The following is a 17,497-nucleotide window of genomic DNA, read 5'->3' on the forward strand; positions in this document are numbered from 1 at the left end:
TCTGCGATCAGTGGGTCATCCGGCCACCTCAAGGAGCCGTGATCTTCTGGATGGAGTTATCGCTGCACAGCGATGCATTTGATCTCCACGAGGAGCCCCGGTCGAGCCAGTTCAGCGACACCTATGCATGTCCATGCACAAGTGCTCCTGGGAAAGACTTGATCCTTCACTCGTGACACCGCACCGTCCAATCGGGTCAGTAGCGAGGATTCAAGTCAACTGCTCAAGTTGGGCGCGGAAACTACCGCACGCGCCAATGAGTTGTTCTGATTTATTTTGCAAAGCTGCTAACGCAACAAGCCATCTATAGTTTCGATATGAGATGCCAACTTTCTTACTAGCTTCTCCCGCTGCCCCTCATTCAAACTGCTGCTTAACTCTGAAAGCAGTTGCGCGTACCTGGCTTCATTCCGCTTTCTAGTATTTACGAGCTCGGGCGGCTTAAGCCTGTCCGGGTCATTTACCAATGAAGCGAGTCTGACTCGAAATTCTGCACCCTGCCTATCTGAAAAAATGGTTTTTAACGACTGTCTAAGCCTGGCGTTGTAGGCCATATCCTGAAGAAACTCCGACTCTGCTTGAACTGCGTAATTTCTCACCAAGTCTGACTGGCCAAGTGAGAGACTTCCAACATACCCTTCAAAGAACTCACGCGTCTTGCTTTGCCGAGCTTTAAGTTCCTCGTCTGCCTCCCGCTCGTTGAAAACCTTGATCTCATCCCGATCATTTTTCTCCCACAGCGCCAATAGCTCCGCTACCTGATCATCCGTAAGCTGCTGAACCACCTCAATGGCTTCAGGGCTGATCTCGTCCCGTAGACGGAACAGGTGTTGTTTGGCTTTCGCTATTTCAGCCAGCCACTCGTCCTTGTCCATTGAGCCTTTTCGCAACTGCTCCCTCAGGGCAATCAGGTCGACCTTGTATTTTTCGAGTTCAGAAGAGCGATGCCATGTATGCCATTTTGTGATTCGCTTATCTAAAAAAGCTTTTTGGCTGCTATTCAGGTCAACGTAATCATCGAGATACACATAGACAATCCAGTCCAAGTTATTGTAGATGGTCGGAGCAACAGAGCATGAGCTGATAAGGAAAGAAGCAAGCAGTAACAGGTAAACTCGTAAGTTTTTCATTTCAGCATCTCGATACTTTTATCGAAGGAGCGTCATACGATCCACGTCTATGCGGAATCAATGAACCATCCCACGGCTCGTGCTCGCCTCAGGAGCCAGCAGCCCGCCGAAGTGTGATGCGTGTCAGTTCCGAGGGCCGACCCAGGCGAAGGGCAAACCCAGGCCAAAGTGCGGTGCCATTGTTGACATACAGTTGCATGCTTCCAACGGTGTAGAGCCCTGAAACGAACCCGCCGTTAGCTAGCGCTACAAGTCGGTCTAGACCCAGGATCATTCCGCCGTGGGTGTGACCCGAAAGTTGCAGTGCTACTCCCTGACTCGCGGCGTCACGCGCATTCCTGGGTTGATGATCAAGCAGAATGACTGGCGCGTCTTTTGGCGCACCTGCAAGAGCGTGCGGTAGATCGGGCGGCGGAAAGCCTGTCTCGGGTGCCGTAACATCTGTAACACCCGCCAACACAACCTGGGCACCCTGACGTTCGATCACGGTGTGACTATTGGCCAGAGGGATCATCCCCATAGAGACAAAATGCTGTATCCATGCCTCGTTATCAAAAAAGTATTCGTGATTCCCGGGGATGACATAAACGCCGTCGGGTGCTCGCAGATCACGCAATGCATCGATATCCCGCGCTCTGTCGCCAATTGATCCATCAATGAGATCACCCGTCACCACAACCAGGTCAACACCAAGAGCGTTCGAAGCCTTCACGACCGCCTGCGTCCAGGGCTCGTCATATAGGCGACTAATATGCAGGTCGGTCAGTTGCAATACTTTGTACCCTTCAAACTGAGGGGGCAGACCTTCGATTGCAATGGAGATGTCTTTAACCGGCGGTACGCGCACGGCCTGTTGAACGCCGATGGCTGCCAATACCATTGCAACCGTGCCTATGCCATATCGCAGCCCCGCCGGTACGGTAAACCATTGCTGTCGAATCAACGCCATCAGCAAGGTGCTCAGGTCTACGACAATCTGGAGTACGGCGACCAACAGAACCGCACCGAATGCCCAGTTGAAAAGCATCACCAGGTAACGTGGAAACTCCGGAGAAAAGACGCTCCCCGATGAAATCCGCGAGAACAAATGGTATTGCGAGGCAAGCAGCATCAGTAGCGCCACCGCAATTTTGGCTGATAGCGCCCACGGCATTGGCCAGACAAACCGCGTGATGACATACAGGCAAGGCATGCTGAACATGACATGAAACATGGACTATTTCCCGCCGGACATAAGGTTTGGCGTTGCGGGCTCGTTAAAGCGCGGCACCCGTGCGTGTTCCGGGATTCCGGTTTCCAAGAGTCGCTGACGAGCAGCGCTATCGTTAGCGATCATCCAGCCTGGATACTCGAATGCCAGCGAGCTCGTCGCTTCAAGGGCATTGATCTCTTCGTCTGAAAGACTGAGGTCGATGGCCTGAAGATTACGTTCAAGCTGATCCACGCTCTTCACGCCCAGGATCGTGCTGGTGACACTTCGCTTGTGACGCATCCAGGCCAGGGCAACAGACTCCAACGACACATCGCGAGCGGAGGCGACTGCATCCATTGCCGACAACAGAGACTGACCTCGCACTTCATCTACCGGTGGAAACTGGATAGATGCGCGTCGTCCTGTCTTTGCGTCGACGCGATACTTGCCGGTGAGATAGCCGCCAGCCAACGGGCTGAAAGCAATCAGTCCAAGGCCTTCCGATTCAAGCATCGGTACGACCTCGCGCTCTACGTCACGTCCAATCAATGAGTAATAACCCTGATATGACTGAAAGCGTGCGAGATTCAATTTATCCGAGATGCCCAGCGCTTTGCTGACCTGCCAGGCCGCCCAGTTTGAAACGCCAACGTACCGGACATGTCCTTGTCGTACGAGATCATCAAGCGCCCGTAGCGTCTCTTCGACAGGGGTTACAGGATCCCAGCCGTGCAGTTGGTAAAGGTCGATGTAATCAGTACCCAGCCTTTTCAGACTTTCCTTGGCCTGCTGGATCAGATGACGATGCGATGAGCCGCCATCATTAGGGCCGCTACCGGTGGCATGCCCTGCTTTGGTCGCAATCACTACATCGTGGCGGGCGACTCCATGCTTCTTGAGCGTCTGTCCAACCATCGTCTCGGCCTGACCGCCCGAGTAGACGTTGGCGGTGTCGATGAAATTGATTCCTGCATCAAAGGCGCGAGCAGAAATCTGATCCATTGTTTCCTGTTGAACACCGCCAGCTGCCGCGTATTGCGGTGCGGGTGTACCAAAGGTCATTGTCCCGAGGCAGAATTCGGAAACGAATAAGCCTGTGGTGCCGAGTCTGTTATAGCGCATATGGCGTGCCTTTCGTGATGAGCGGTTACAATCATCAGGCCACAGATATACGAGACTGACAAGTTCCGAATTGTTTCGGTACAGTAAACCCTCGCGCAAAGGGATGGACAGGTTGACTAGCAAAGATCAAAAAGCCGCTCAAAGGAGCGACGAAACAGCAGCATCCTTGCCTGTGCGTGGGCGCAAGCGCGATCCTGGTCGTGATGCAGCCATTCTCGACGCCGCAATCGAGGTACTGGCTGAATCCGGTTATGACGGCATGACCATGGATATGGTCGCGATGCGAGCACGAGCGGGAAAAGCCACTGTTTATCGACGCTGGAGTTCGAAGGCGGAGCTGATTCTTGATGCCGTGGCCCACCTCAAGCGCGGTCAGGTCGATATTGAAAGCCTGCCTGATACCGGCACACTGAGAGGCGATCTGCTGGCTCTATTCAAGCCGCAGTCGGCTGAAGAAGGTGAGCGGAAAATGCGCGTGATGGCTGGACTGGCCTCAGTGTTACTGCAGCATCCGCAATTGGCTGAAGCGGGAGATGCCGCGATTGTCGAACCTTGGGCTGCCGTAAATCGAGTGTTGATGCGACGGGCGTTGGAGCGGGGAGAAATCTCGGCAAACGCCAATATCGACGCCGCGTCCCAGGTACTTCCGTCAATGGCAGCCTATCGAGCGTTGATTCAGCGCAAGCCATTCGATTTGCAGTTTTTGACCACGATGATTGATGGAGTGCTGTTACCGGCGCTCAGCAAATCAGGCTCGGCGTGAGATCAGGCAAGATGACGTCCAGAATGCCCGCTGCCAGTTGGTGCTTCTCCAGCAGATGCCGGAAATTCATGATCGTGGTGTCTTCGGGAATCGCAGCGCTGAGCGTCAGCCGTGCGAACTGGCGCATTGAGGTGATTTCGTACAGCGCTTCTTCCATGGCGGGATCGCTGAGGGAAAACCAGTTCGGCAGCAGATGAATGCACAGCATGGTTTCCAGCGGGTAAAGCTTGCGGCCACCGTCTGCCTTTGGGTAATGAGGCTCGATCTCGGCCAAGAAAGCGCTCGCGACGGGTCTGCTTGCGTTTGCCGGCGTACTCGAAATCGGAAAAGCTCATCTGACTCATGGGACTGGCTGCTACTCGTGATCGGAGAGGTAGGCTATTTCAGCACAGCGGGCGGGGCTGCGCTGAACTTGATCGGAGAATCCCTAAAAATCTTCAACAAGTTTTATTATAGTGCAGGGCGCTACAAGTTTTTCGCAGGTCATAGCGCTTTTTCCACGTAAATCAACCAATCCGCACTATAAAGCCAAAAGCTGATCTGCAAATCTTTCCGTTTGAGGTCGATCTCCGCTTAACCCAATAATAATGGTTTCTATGGACCACAAGTATTCTATAAGCATTTCTCTGCCAGCCTTACTCTCAATAAGCTTACATAAACCAGGAATATACGCATCATACTCACCCATCTCATCCGAATAAGCTGCAATACCGATAGGATCCCATTGTTTATGAACGGCGTTCCGCACATGATCATAAAGTGCGGACTGCATGCTAGCACTCATCTTACCTACCTCCAAGCGTTATGGTAATTACGGTTTCACTTTTAAAGTCAACCACCAAATTAACTTTGCTAGCGCTAGCATCACAAACAGTACATTTAGTTTATCTCTTGGCATACTAGTACCATCTTTATACGTCCTTCAACTACCGACGGAGTACAGCCACGCTCCCGCACTCTATAAATTGCGTGACCACTGTAATTTTTTCCTCAATAATACTTGGCGAATTTCGCGAACCAGAAACGCTCAAAAACTCAAAAGAATATTAATTTTAAGTATACCCCCCTTGAAACCATATACTCACGTTCCAACGTAAGCGATCCACCATCCACACATTCTAACCATGAATCTAAGGCGTTATGCTGGGCTCCCGAATAACTTCTGGAGCCTTTGCCATGATGCGCCCTCCATTCTGAATATCTAGGAGTTCAACTGGCTGCTCAAAGCTTCAAAAATAACTAAAAGACACCGTTGACTGTAGGTAAAAAACATCTGAAATCGTCTCTTTTGACAGATAACCATCCTGAATATCATCCGACAACATGACCGGCAAATCTAAATTAAATTCCGTAAACTCAGGCTTAACCTCACCCTGAACCTTTAGAACATGATCTAGACCACCAATATGTGAAATGAACTCTGGAATCATTTCGCACATATCAAAACCCTCCGAAAACTCCAGAGAGAAAACCACATAAGAACGTGCTAATAACGCCCTTACACCAGGCTTCACATGCTCGCCCTTGTTACCAAACCGAGATGATTTTAGGCCCACCAGCTCAATGACCTGAACGGCGGGCATATCAAAACCACGAAAAGTCAAAGACACCATTTTTTTTCTTTTAGTCAACGAATTCATAAAACCTCCTTCCCCGACCCTCTCCTTCCGTCCCAAATCCACTTTCGGCCTGTGGTCTTATCATTATAAATATTAACTTTTGAATCACCTCGACCTTTCTTTGCATCATGAGCATCATCATAGCCAGCCTCTTGAGCCACATCATTAGCTTCTTTATTTCCTTTGATCTTATCTAGATTATTTTCATCTGGCTGATCCTCATAGGAATTATTAAACATTTTCTCAAGAGCAAAAACACCTAGTCCGGCCCCTATCGCACCACCTAAAACTCCGCCAACGATAGTGCCAGGACCTGGGCATACTAAAGTACCCCATGTTGCTCCAATTTCAGCACCTGGAATAGCAAAGGCTACAGTCCCTTTAGGATCAATATACCTAAGAGGATTGCCAAGAGCATAACTGTAAGTATTGAGACCTCCATCAAGACCAATGGGGTCACTCTGGGTATAACGCCCAGTCTCCGGATTGTAATCACGATAGTAGTTGTAATTCAGCTGCGTCTGCGCATCATAAATCTGCCCTGGAAACCGGAGCGCTACAGTCGTCGACTTGCCATCACCGTCCACATCCTCTTCAGGCGCTCCTACGCCATATGCATCGCTATTCCAGCGCCACAGCAAGGTCTGCGTACTATCAGTGGCCAGCCGTGGTGTATTCAGATGATCAGTGTGCAGATAGATTAGCTTGCTGCTGCTCACCTCTCCCAGCGTCGAGAAATTGGCCGTCAACTGGGCAAGAGGCATGTCATCCAGCCAGAACCAGTATTGGCCGCTGGTTTTCTGGCCGTTAGCATCGAAAAACGTCTGGCCAATAAGTTTGCCGCTCAGGTCGTACAAATAGGCTGTCGTGCCTATGAGCACTTGGCTCCCCATCTCATAAGTACGCTTGGTGATGCGCTGACCCAGAGTGTTGTATTTGTACTCCGCGACTTGATAAATGCTGGCTTGATGAACCTGGCTCAGACGCCCTTGGGCATCATAGCTATAGCGTCGACCATTGAATTGAGTGTGATTGCCGATCAGGTCGGTTGCCAGTGTTGAACCATTGATGCTGACTAATCGATTGCTGTCATTGGCATACGTCAGGGATTGGGTTTCGCTGGCCTCGCCGTTGCTCAGGTTGCTGGTCGTACGCTGAGTTCGGTTGCCGGTGGCGTCGAAGCCGTAGCTTTTCCTGATGCTATTGGTCTGCTCCTGGGTCAAACGCCCCAAAGCATCGTATTCGTACTGCACCGCCCCCCAAAGGCTATGGGTGGTTTCGGTAATATTACTGTCCGCATCGTATCGATAGCGTGTTTGCCAATTCCCGACTTGCTGTTGTGTCAGTTGATAGTCTTGATCATAAGACCTCGACAGAACGATACCATTACCCCAAGTCAGCGACTTAACCGGACCAAAAGGCTGATAGGTAATATTTTTGGCCAGAGTGACTGTTCTACTTCCGAGCGTCAGTTTGATACCTGTGACTTGAGCTGCGCTATTACGGGCATAAGTTAAAGCAATATTTGATGGATAACCGATCTGAATCAGATGACTGGCTGCATCATAACCATAACTTAAATTCTCGTAATAATCCCCAGCATTGACACCTACCGAACGGTGTTGGTTGGTCAGATTGCCTTTGGCATCATAGGTGTACGTCAATACGCCTGCACTGTCTTGAATACCGGTACGGCGGCCGATACCGTAATTACCATTCGCCGTCTGATCGTAGAGAAACTTGATATTAAGTGCAGGAGTAGCGGGATAGTTTTTGCTGATCAGGCGATTCAGCGCGTCATACCCGTAATCGGTTACAACACCACGAGCATCGGTGCTGCGAATCAGGTTGTTGGCTTCATCATAAGCGAAAGTACTGGTACCGGAGTCTGCACTTACGCTGCTGATCTGATTGCCTTGGCTATCATAAGTATATCGTGTCGTTACGCCACGCGGATCGACAACCTGTGTGACCTTATCATCAGGGTTGTAACTAAAGGCAGTAACGCCCTGCAGGGGATCAACAATCTTGCTTATACGATTCAGGGCATCGAACGCTTGCTGCGTTTTGTGATCACGTGCAGTGGTAGAGCCTGCCTGATTGTCATTCAGGTCATAATCATAACGCCGGGTCTGGTTATCAGCACCCACCGCCTTGATCAAGCGTCCCAACTCGTCGAAGACTCGTTGCTGAAGGTGGACAATAGCACCACTATTATCAGCTATAGTTTCCGAAGTATGGTTTCCCATCGGATCAAGCGTATAGCTAATACTTTCACCGAGCTGATTCTTCACCCCAACAAGACGTCGCGCGTCGTCATAGGTGTACTTGATCCAATTGCCATCGGGCATGGTGATTTTCAGAATATCGCCGACTTCGTTATAGGCATACTGCGTGGTCGCTGAGTCAATCGTTCGGCTGGCAAGCCATCCTTGCGGGGTATAGGCGAGTGTTGTTGCCACTCCATTAGGGTCGGTTACAACCTGCGGATTGCCATAACTGTCGAAATTACCAAGGGTATAAACATGGCCAAGCGCATTGGTAACAGTAGTAAGGTTACCTTGAGCATTATATCCATACGAAGTAATGTCACTGACATCAGTGCGGGCACCATCAACACTGGCGATCTGCCCAGAAGTTGTATAAGTATGGCTGATAGTGCTTGCATTTGCATGACATGCAAGCCATGTGCAGATAAGGCCTGTCATAAGTTGACGTGACGATAAAGTAAACATCTTTCGGTCCTTCAGATAGAATGCACTCATTGAGTTGTAACCTGCCGAGAGAGCTCTCGCCCTTGATCGTCATAGCGGTAAACCGTGACACGAGTTGGCTCAACAATTCTAGTCGGCAAGAACTGTTCAGAATCCCACTCGGTCGTAATAGTGCGAGCGACAGCAGTTCCACTTGCTTCGGTACGACTCGTTTCCAAACCTCTGGAATTGTAGGTATACGTTGTAAGAGAACCTTTAGCATCGGTTTTGCTCAATACTAGTCCACGCTCGTTGTAGGTATAACTGGAATTACTGGCTGGACAATTGGGAGAAGGCTCGCCTTCGATAGAAATGACTCGCTTAATGCCTCCGATCTGCTGATAACGATAAGTTGTTGTTTTACCAAGCTCATTGGTCACCGTACGAGAATCATCCGTGTTGTACACCACCTGAGTCAAACCTGCTCCACCGCTGTGCTGACTGCTAACTGCTCGACCTTGATCATCATAGGACCAGGTAGCAAAACGAACGCCACGCTCATCTGTAATACCTGTTAACAGGCCTGTATTGCGCGAATCCTCATAGTGAAACTGTCTCTGCTCTGTCTGAGAACCGCGCGTACGGTTCAGTTGAACAAGGTGCTTGTTACTGTCATAGCTGTAACTGATCTGTAAACCGGGAGCCACAAGACTCAAGGGTTGATGTTGCGTATCCTCGGTGAATATTAGTGACTGCCCGCTATCGCTGGTCACCGTCACCTGATCATTAGCATAAGTCAGTTGCAGCCTGAGTCCGGCTGCATCAATCCACTCTATCAAACGCCCACGTGCATCAAAGGTGAAGCGTTCATTATTGTCTGCGGTATAGAGCCAATTATCTCCCGTCTTGACCAGCAAACCGGTTTCCGTCGGGTATGCAGTGGCAATGTCGCCTTCAACACTAAAGAACGACTCGCGACCATCAGCATGAACCAGAGATAACTTGCCAATGGCAAAGCGGATAAATGCGGAATAGTTATGCCGCCAAAGTCCATCGAGGCTATTGTAGGCACGAGTGAATACAGGCGCGACACCTTGCGCCTTATAATCTACTTCCAACTGAAACTTATTACCAACAGCTAAACTAATAGGATTACCGACACAGCTTTCGGGTAAGGGAGCACCTTTTTGCTCATCATTCCCACACTTTGCCGTAGAGACATTGTACATCGCCCCCCCACCGCATTGACGCACATAAAATTCAATGAAATGAAAGTCATGCCCAACATAAAGATAACCAGCATACCAGTTATAAGGAGGAGCCCACACAGAGCGAGAGCAACGATCATACCCAGGATTAATATACCCAAGCCTAGAAATCACAGCATTGCACGCTTTCTCAGCATCTGCATCATTATCGAAATTATCATAATGATGAATCCAACGCCAAGGCCCCATTTCTGAAATAATTTCTTGAACCTCTGCTATAGAACAACTACTAAAAAAACAACAAAGACAAACAAAAAAACGTCGCCCCCACAACATACCACACCTCCAAGCAAACATATCAAATAATGGCTGGAAGAATCAGTTTCTACCAACCCGCCGACTGAGTTCACGCCCAACAACACCTAAACCCAGAGCCACAGCTGACGCGAAGAAAAAGCAAACATGTTCAAATCCTTCAGATAATTATTACTCATCGTGAAGTGACCTGCCGAGTGAGTTCCCGTCCTTGACTGTCGTAGCTATATGCAGTGATACGATTTGGCTCAATAACTTTAATCGGTAATGATCGATCAGGGTCCCACTCTGTTGACGTGGTTCGAGCCACAGCAGTTCCTGCTGCTTCAGTACGGCTGACCTCAAGGCCACGAGCATTATAGGAATAGTTTGTGATCTGCCCCTTGGCGTCAGTTTTGGTCAGTATCTGGCCTTGGGAGTTATAGGTGTAGGTCGAGTTACTAGCTGGGCAGTTTGGAGTTGGTTCACCTTCGATTGCAATGATTCTCTTAACACCATCAATCTGCTTATAACGATACACCGTAGTTTTGCCTAACTCATTGGTTACCGAGCTGGAACCATCTGCATTATAAACAATCTGGGTCAGCCCTGCGCCACCACTGTGCTGACTACTAATGGCTCTGCCTCTATCATCATAAGACCATGTAGCAAAGCGAACACCACGCTCATCAGTTATCCCCGTCAGTAACCCGGCGTTGCGAGTATCCTCATAGTGATAGCTTCGAGTTGAAGTGATTCCATTTACATTTTTTGAAAGACCGGTCAAGCGCTGAGCCTGATATGCGTACTGTATTTTAGTAACGCCGGACTCAAGCGCTTTTAGCTGGCCGAGAATATCGTCAGCAAACTTTACTGATTGGCCAAACTCATTGGTAACGGTGACATTGTATTTATCACGCGAAACGTTGTGCACTAAACCTTGTGGGCTGACGACCTTGGCCAACTGTCCACTTTCGGAAAAACCCATGACCGAGCCATCCAAAGATTTGAAAGTCCATCCTGAATCAGTAGCAATCAGTGATCCCAGATCAGTAGCAGAGGAATACTTACCATCAGCCAATTTAAACAGAGACTCCCGGCCATCCGAACGCACTAAAACCACAAAATCCGCGCCAACATTCAGAGCACTTGAATAGCTATGCCTCCAGAGCCCATCCATACTGTTATAGTAACGCCCAACAACTATAGGACTAATAACCCCAACCCTAAAGTCTTCCTCATATTGAAATTTATTACCGGTCGCGGCATTAATTGGGTTACCGACTTGCATAGAAGGGCTTTTACACGACAGCTCATCATCCTCTGCGCCTTTTTGCCCATTAAAACTGCACTGCGCGGTCGCATAATTTAAAGTAGCACCGTCCTCACAAGAAACAGTTCTTTTAACAATCGTTCCGATATGATGCCCCCACCCACCAACAACCAATATATAACACTCATACCCCCACGGAGTATCCCTATTTAAATGCGGAGCATATGACTGCCCCCACCAAGGCGCATACTCATAAACAAGATACTCACACCCCTGCCACGGTTTTGAAAAGACAGAAACACTTCCATTCGGCCCCGAATCCCAATAAGTAAACTCTTCCGCACTCAAGCCTGAGCAGCCAATAGCCAAAAACAAAAACAACGCCATCCCAAAACGCTTCATACATTCGATCCATCCAGTGAATACACTATAAACCCCTCCCCCCTTCAAACTCACATAGTTCACCTCCGAGCTGATAAAAATATTTAGCAACACACTAAGCAAGAACATATTTCAACCAATCAAATAAAGCACTACAGAGCAACCCTACCGACTTTCGCGAAACAGTATTTACGAGCGGTGCAAGGTGGTCAAGCACTTCAGAGACAATACTAAATTTAAGTTTAAAATCTTTTTCCTTGCACAATAAATCCACTCTCTACATGCAACAACACGTCAGACATTAAGAGCCAGAGCAATCCATAATTGCAGCGTTGATACACAGCCATCTGATCACACATCGGCGTGCATATCCCCCACAATATGTAAGCGATATATCACTTACAGCCCCTTTTAGCCCTTCCTCGGCTTAACCCGCGCAGTCGGTTCAGCAATCAGTGGATCATCCGGCCAATAATGCTTCGGATACCTTCCCTTCAAATCCTTCTTGACCTCGGCATAAGTACTGCGCCAAAAGTTAGCCAGGTCTTGCGTCACTTGCACCGGACGGCGGGCGGGGGACAGGAGGTGCAGTTTGACGATTTGGCGGCCATTGGCGATGCGCGGGGTGTCCGACAGACCGAAGAGTTCTTGCAGGCGAACAGCGAGGATCGGGGGAGATTCGCTGTAATCCAGGCGTATCGACGAGCCGGACGGTACGCTCAAGTGATGAGGTGCCTGTTCGTCCAGACGCTGCGGCAGTGGCCAGGGCAAAAGGTTATGCAGGATCGACGAGAGATCCAGATTGCCGAAATGGCTGAGCCGGGTGACTTTGCCCAGGTACGGCAGCAGCCAGGACTCCAGGCTGTCGAGCAAGGCGGCATCGCGGACGTCCGGCCATTCGCTGGTGTCCTGTTTCTCAAGGTCCAGTTGGCGCAGCAGGGTGACGCGGGCTTGCCACTGGCGAAGTTCGGGGGTCCATGGCAGCAGTTCCAGCCCTTTGCGCCGGACCAGCCCCAGCAAAGCCTGGCCTCGGGCTGACTCATCAAGACCGGTCAGCGGTTCTCGACTGAGGATCAGTTCACCGACCTTGCGCTGACGCTCGGCACGCAACACGCCTTCGCGTTCATCCCAATCCAGTTGGTCGAACTCGATGACCTGTTCGGAGAGAACCGAGTCGAACAGTGCCGGATCGAACTCGGCTGCCAGATAGATTCGCTCTTCCCGCTGGCCCTGACGACTGCCCAGGTCGGCAATCACCAGCCAGGGTTGTTTCATCAAAGCATCGACTTCAGCGAACAGGGCCGCACGCCCGTTGGCCAGCCTGTATTCGGCACCGCCTGCCCGGCGTTGTTGCGCGACACGATCCGGGTAAGCCAGCGCCAGCAGGCAACCCAGCCAGCGCGGATGGTAGGGATCGCTGACCGGTGTTGTGGGCGCGCCCTTCAAGTAACCGCGATATTGACGTGCCAGTTGTCTGGCTCGCTGCACACCGCCTTGAGCACCACGGGCAGCGCGCTCGCTTCCGGCCAGCAAAGTCAGGCGGCTGTGCAAGTCGGCTCCCCCGCCGCGCTGAATATCCCGCTCACCCAGCAAGGCCGCCACATCGCAGGCCAGATTCCCAAGCCCCAGTTCATGACCGCGCAATAACAGGTGAGCGATTCGAGGATGCGCAGGGACTTGTGCCATCGCCTGACCATGAGTGGTCAATTTGCGCTCCTGGCCCTGCGGGTTGCTCAAGGCACCCAGCCGCACCAGCAGGTCCTGCGCCTGTGCATAAGCCGCCGCTGGAGGGTTATCGAGCCACACCAGTTGAGCCGGCATCACGCCCCAGCGCGCCAGTTGCAGCGCCAGCCCGGCCAGATCCGCCTGGAGGATTTCCGCCGAGCCATAGGCTGCAAGCTGGTCATGCTGAGCTTCGGACCAGAGTCGATAACAGACGCCAGGCTCCAGACGCCCTGCCCGTCCGGCACGCTGGGTCGCGCTGGCGCGAGAGATGCGCTGGGTATCCAGGCGTGTCATGCCACTGCCCGGATCGAAACGCGGCACACGTGCCAGACCGGCATCGATCACGACGCGCACGCCATCGATGGTCAGGCTGGTTTCCGCGATATTGGTCGCCAATACGACCTTGCGCGAGCCTTTGGGCGCGGGCTCGATAGCCGCACGCTGGGCCGCAAGGTCCAGTTCCCCGTGCAACGGGCAAAGCAGGATATCGGCCCGTTCGCCCAGGGCTTCGGCCAGCTGCTGATTGACGCGCCGGATCTCGGCATGCCCCGGCAGAAACACCAGCAGGCTGCCGGATTCATTACCCAGTGCATCGAGAACGGTCTGCACCACTCGCGGCTCGATGAACTCGCCGGGCTGAAAGGGTCGCCCCCACTGCAGGCTCACCGGAAACATGCGTCCTTCGCTGCGCACGACAGGCGCGTCATCCAGCAGCGCGGACAGGCGTTCGCCTTCCAGAGTGGCCGACATCAGGAGGATTTTCAGCGGCTGCTCGTCACGAAACAGGTCGCGACCGTTGAGGCTCAGGGCAAGCGCCAGATCGGCGTCCAGACTGCGCTCGTGAAACTCATCGAAAATAAGCAGCCCAACGCCTTCCAGCGCAGGATCATCCTGCAGACGCCGAGTCAGAATCCCTTCGGTGACCACCTCGATGCGGGTATTGGGACCGACTTTGCTGTCCAGCCGAATGCGATAGCCAACCGTTTCCCCGACCTTTTCCCCCAACTCACTGGCCAACCGCTCGGCTGCGGCCCTGGCGGCCAGGCGGCGGGGTTCGAGCATGAGGATGGTTTGCCCGGCCAGCCACGGTTCATCAAGCATTGCCAATGGCACGCGCGTCGTCTTGCCCGCGCCAGGCGGGGCTTCGAGGATGGCTTCGTGGCGGGAGGTCAGTGCCTGGCGCAGGGCCGGCAGGACAGCATCGATGGGCAAGGAAATCATGGCGGCTCCAGAACAGGCGGCCGATTATAAGCGGCACAGGCGTTTGCAAAAGGTCTGCGGGGGTGGATTTATCCGGAGAAGCGCTATTTCTGGATACTGCAGATTTTTCGCGGATGAATCCGCTCCCACTGGATGCGATGTGGGAGCGAATTTATTCGCGAATTTCATGAGCTACCGTGATGAATATATGTTTACCCGAAGAACCACCAGAACACGCAATAGTCTTAGCGACGTAGCCTTTGCCTTGTATAGTTGCCACATCACTTCAGGAGTTTTCCATGCGCATTCCATCCCGTTTTATCGGCGGCGTCCTGGTCGCCACGCTTTTGACCCAGATTTCTGCGTGCGGCAGCATTTTCTATCCTGATCGTCGCGGGCAGATCGAAGGCAAGATTGACCCGGCGATCCTCGCTCTGGATGCCGTCGGCCTGCTGTTCTATGTGATTCCGGGCGTGATTGCCCTGGCGGTGGACTTCACCACTGGCGCGATCTACTACACGCCGACCGGCCATGCGCAGGTCGATCCGCAGAAGCTGCAACCGGCGATCAATGCTGACGGCAGTGTCGACAACAGCAAACTGCAAGCCATTCTGGAAACCGAGCTGGGCCACTCCCTGCCACTCAACGACCCTCGTCTGATCCAGTACAAGGGCAGTGTCGAGCAACTGGCAACACTGGGTCTGAAACCCGCGGCTTGAACCCCTCCGACAAGGACGCGTCATGAACACCAGCACCGAACACGCCCGCCTGCTGCGTCTTGCAACGCGGGCATCGCTGCTGGTGGCCAGCACGCTCATCATCGCCAAGGGCGTGGCCTGGTGGTTCAGCGGTTCGGTGAGTCTGTTGGCCGGGCTGACCGACTCGCTGCTCGATGGCGCGGCCTCTTTCCTCAATCTTCTGGCGGTGCATTACGCGCTGCGCCCGGCAGACGAAGACCATCGGTATGGTCACGGCAAGGCCGAGGCCCTGTCAGGCATGGCTCAGGCACTGTTCATTGCCGTCAGTGCCGGGCTGATTGCCTTTCAGGCCATACAGCGCATCCAGCATCCCGAACCGCTGGGGGCGGCCGGTCTTGGCATTGCGGTGATGGTGTTGTCGCTGGTCCTGACCCTGGCGCTGCTCTGGCTGCAGCACAAGGTCATCAAGGAAACCGGATCGGCGGCCATTCGTGCCGACTCGCTGCACTATCGCTCCGACCTGCTGCTCAATTTCAGCATTCTGCTGGCGCTGACGCTCACCCTGTTCGGCTGGCAACAACTGGATGCGTACTTCGGTCTGGGAATTGCCGTCTACATTCTGTGGAGCGCGTTTCAAATTGCCCGCGAGACGGTGTCAGTGCTGATGGATGAGGAACTGCCGACCGATGTCAGTCAGCACATGCTGGAACTGGCGTGCGGTGTACCAGGTGTACTGGGCGCGCATGACCTGCGTACGCGGATCTCCGGCAATCGCTGGTTCGTGCAGTTGCATCTGGAATTGCCGGGCAGCCTGACGCTTAGCGTCGCTCATGCATTGTGCGATCAGGTTGAAAACGCCATACACCAGCAGTATCCGAAAGCGGAAGTGCTGGTGCATGCCGATCCACAGGAAGTGGTGAAACAGGCTTCGGCCCGCTCAACCCCTAGTTGACGCTGTAGCCTCGCCCCGCAAGGCAGGCGCCCATCGAGCGACGGTAAAGGTCCACCACCTCGGCCTGAGGCTGGGAAGTGATGTTTGCCGGATCGAAGCCGCTTTGTTCGACGGCCCAGCGGTAGCATTGGTAACGATCCAGCTCGACCTGCTCAGGGCTTTGGCCATTGAGCGGGTAGGAAACCGGGTCATAGCCATTCTGTGCAGGTGCCTGGCTGTAGGTCGGCTGATTCTGCGGCGGGTTGACCACCACATAATCCTGACTGTCGGACTGATAGGCGTAGTAAGTGCCAGCAGCCAGGAACAGCAGTGAACTGCCAATCCAGATTTCCTGCGAGTAGGACGGCAGGCTGCGCACGCGCAGGCCATAAGGCGGCGTCACCACCACATAGCGCGGGCCTTGCGGGCGATACCAGTAGCCTTGTGAATAGAAATAATCCTGCCCGCGATACGGGACGCGCGCGTAACCGCCGGGAACCCGGTCTATCGTATAACCGGGTCGATACTGCGGGCCTGGGCCCCAGCCATTGCCGCGACCGTCGGGCCGACCTTCCCAGTGATCATTGGGACGGCCATTACCGGCCGACCAGTTGCGATTGCCACGCGGGTTGTCCTGGTAATAACCCTGACGAGGTTGCTGGGTTTGCCAGGATTCCCGAGGTGCGGTCTGGATCGGCAGATTGTTCTGGTGCTGCTGAAACTGCTGACGCTCGATCTGCCGCTGCTGGTTTTGCTGCTCCTGGATCTGGCGCTGCTGATTCTGCTGTTGCTGGTTGATCTGTTGTTGCTGCTGGCGCTCGACGTTGCGCTGCTGTTGCATCTGATCCTGGATCTGGCGTTGCTGATTCTGTTGCTGCTGGTAGATCTGCTGTTGCTGCTGGCGCTCGACCTGACGCTGCTGATTCTGTTGTTGCTGAATCTGCTGCTGTTGCTGGCGCTCGACCTGAAACTGCTGGTTCTGCTGCTGTTGCTGGATTCTGCGCTGCTGCCCATTGTCGCCGGAACTGCCGCGATACTGGTCCTTGAAGGAGTCATCGTCGGCCACAGCATGGGCACTGATGCTCAGACACAGCAGACTTAACCCCGTCAGCTTCCAGATGCCAGATTTCATGCTTTCCTCACTAGGACGCGGGTAGACGTAAATAAGACTGTAATAGGGGCGCGCCGTTCTGCGTACTTTATCAGGACGCAAAGAAAAGGGGGCCTGATTGGCCCCCTTGAGATACTTCGTCCTGGCGCGACGCTTT

At 52.8% G+C, this 17,497-nt stretch carries 13 protein-coding genes and 2 pseudogenes; 3 read left to right on the top strand and 12 right to left on the bottom strand.

The features are described 5' to 3' along the window. Positions 1–56: 56 nt before the first annotated feature. The 4 genes and pseudogenes from KQP88_RS21040 to KQP88_RS21055 all read right to left on the bottom strand — a co-directional run. Positions 57–170: pseudogene (locus tag KQP88_RS21040) on the bottom strand (RidA family protein); the annotation flags it as partial. Positions 171–287: 117 nt separating this feature from the next. Then, complete coding sequence (locus KQP88_RS21045; RefSeq protein WP_216704092.1) at positions 288–1,130, bottom strand: DUF6279 family lipoprotein; 843 nt, start codon at positions 1,128–1,130, stop codon at positions 288–290. Positions 1,131–1,218: 88 nt separating this feature from the next. Further along, complete coding sequence (locus tag KQP88_RS21050; RefSeq protein WP_216704093.1) at positions 1,219–2,343, bottom strand: metallophosphoesterase; 1,125 nt, start codon at positions 2,341–2,343, stop codon at positions 1,219–1,221. A 3-nt stretch (positions 2,344–2,346) separates the two neighbouring features. Next, a complete protein-coding gene (locus KQP88_RS21055; protein WP_216704094.1) occupies positions 2,347–3,444 on the bottom strand; it encodes an aldo/keto reductase in 1,098 nt (365 codons plus the stop codon). A 112-nt stretch (positions 3,445–3,556) separates the two neighbouring features. On the opposite strand from KQP88_RS21055, the gene KQP88_RS21060 reads away from it, so the two are divergent. After that, positions 3,557–4,207: a TetR/AcrR family transcriptional regulator gene (locus KQP88_RS21060; RefSeq protein WP_216704095.1), complete on the top strand. Its 651-nt coding sequence runs from the start codon at positions 3,557–3,559 to the stop codon at positions 4,205–4,207. A gap of 10 nt (positions 4,208–4,217) precedes the next feature. On the opposite strand, the pseudogene KQP88_RS21065 reads toward KQP88_RS21060, so the two are convergent. The 7 genes and pseudogenes from KQP88_RS21065 to hrpB form a co-directional block, all read right to left on the bottom strand. Next, positions 4,218–4,551: pseudogene (locus KQP88_RS21065) on the bottom strand (transposase); the annotation flags it as partial. 176 nt (positions 4,552–4,727) lie between these two features. Beyond that, positions 4,728–4,979, bottom strand: a complete 252-nt coding sequence (locus KQP88_RS21070) for a hypothetical protein (protein WP_216704096.1) — start codon at positions 4,977–4,979, stop codon at positions 4,728–4,730. Positions 4,980–5,436: 457 nt separating this feature from the next. Continuing rightward, positions 5,437–5,847, bottom strand: coding sequence for a hypothetical protein (locus tag KQP88_RS21075; RefSeq protein WP_216704097.1), 411 nt, complete (start codon positions 5,845–5,847; stop codon positions 5,437–5,439). Next, a complete protein-coding gene (locus KQP88_RS21080; protein WP_216704098.1) occupies positions 5,844–8,591 on the bottom strand; it encodes an RHS repeat domain-containing protein in 2,748 nt (915 codons plus the stop codon). Before KQP88_RS21080 ends, KQP88_RS21075 begins: the two co-directional genes overlap by 4 nt. Continuing rightward, positions 8,588–10,063 (bottom strand): DUF6531 domain-containing protein, encoded by a 1,476-nt coding sequence (locus KQP88_RS21085; protein WP_253950509.1) that lies wholly within the window; start codon positions 10,061–10,063, stop codon positions 8,588–8,590. The genes KQP88_RS21080 and KQP88_RS21085 overlap by 4 nt, the downstream gene beginning before the upstream one ends. Positions 10,064–10,217: 154 nt before the next feature. Continuing rightward, positions 10,218–11,696: a DUF6531 domain-containing protein gene (locus tag KQP88_RS21090; RefSeq protein ID WP_253950510.1), complete on the bottom strand. Its 1,479-nt coding sequence runs from the start codon at positions 11,694–11,696 to the stop codon at positions 10,218–10,220. Between the two features lie 390 nt (positions 11,697–12,086). Continuing rightward, the gene (gene hrpB, locus KQP88_RS21095) at positions 12,087–14,621 is read right to left on the bottom strand and encodes an ATP-dependent helicase HrpB (RefSeq protein ID WP_216704099.1); all 2,535 of its coding nucleotides are present in this window, start codon (positions 14,619–14,621) and stop codon (positions 12,087–12,089) included. Positions 14,622–14,899: 278 nt separating this feature from the next. On the opposite strand from hrpB, the gene KQP88_RS21100 reads away from it, so the two are divergent. Next, positions 14,900–15,319, top strand: a complete 420-nt coding sequence (locus tag KQP88_RS21100; RefSeq protein ID WP_200994513.1) for a polyribonucleotide nucleotidyltransferase — start codon at positions 14,900–14,902, stop codon at positions 15,317–15,319. 22 nt (positions 15,320–15,341) lie between these two features. Next, on the top strand, positions 15,342–16,250 hold the full coding sequence (locus KQP88_RS21105) for a cation diffusion facilitator family transporter (RefSeq protein WP_216704100.1): 909 nt from the start codon (positions 15,342–15,344) through the stop codon (positions 16,248–16,250). Here KQP88_RS21105 and KQP88_RS25330 read toward each other — a convergent pair. Then, positions 16,243–17,070 carry a DUF6515 family protein gene (locus KQP88_RS25330; protein ID WP_318287284.1) on the bottom strand — a complete coding sequence of 276 codons (828 nt, stop codon included), beginning with the start codon at positions 17,068–17,070 and terminating at the stop codon, positions 16,243–16,245. The two genes, KQP88_RS21105 and KQP88_RS25330, sit on opposite strands and share 8 nt — an antisense overlap. Positions 17,071–17,497: the final 427 nt, after the last annotated feature.

The sequence above is a fragment of the Pseudomonas lijiangensis genome, assembly GCF_018968705.1.
In the GTDB taxonomy this organism is placed as follows: Bacteria; Pseudomonadota; Gammaproteobacteria; order Pseudomonadales; family Pseudomonadaceae; genus Aquipseudomonas; species Aquipseudomonas lijiangensis.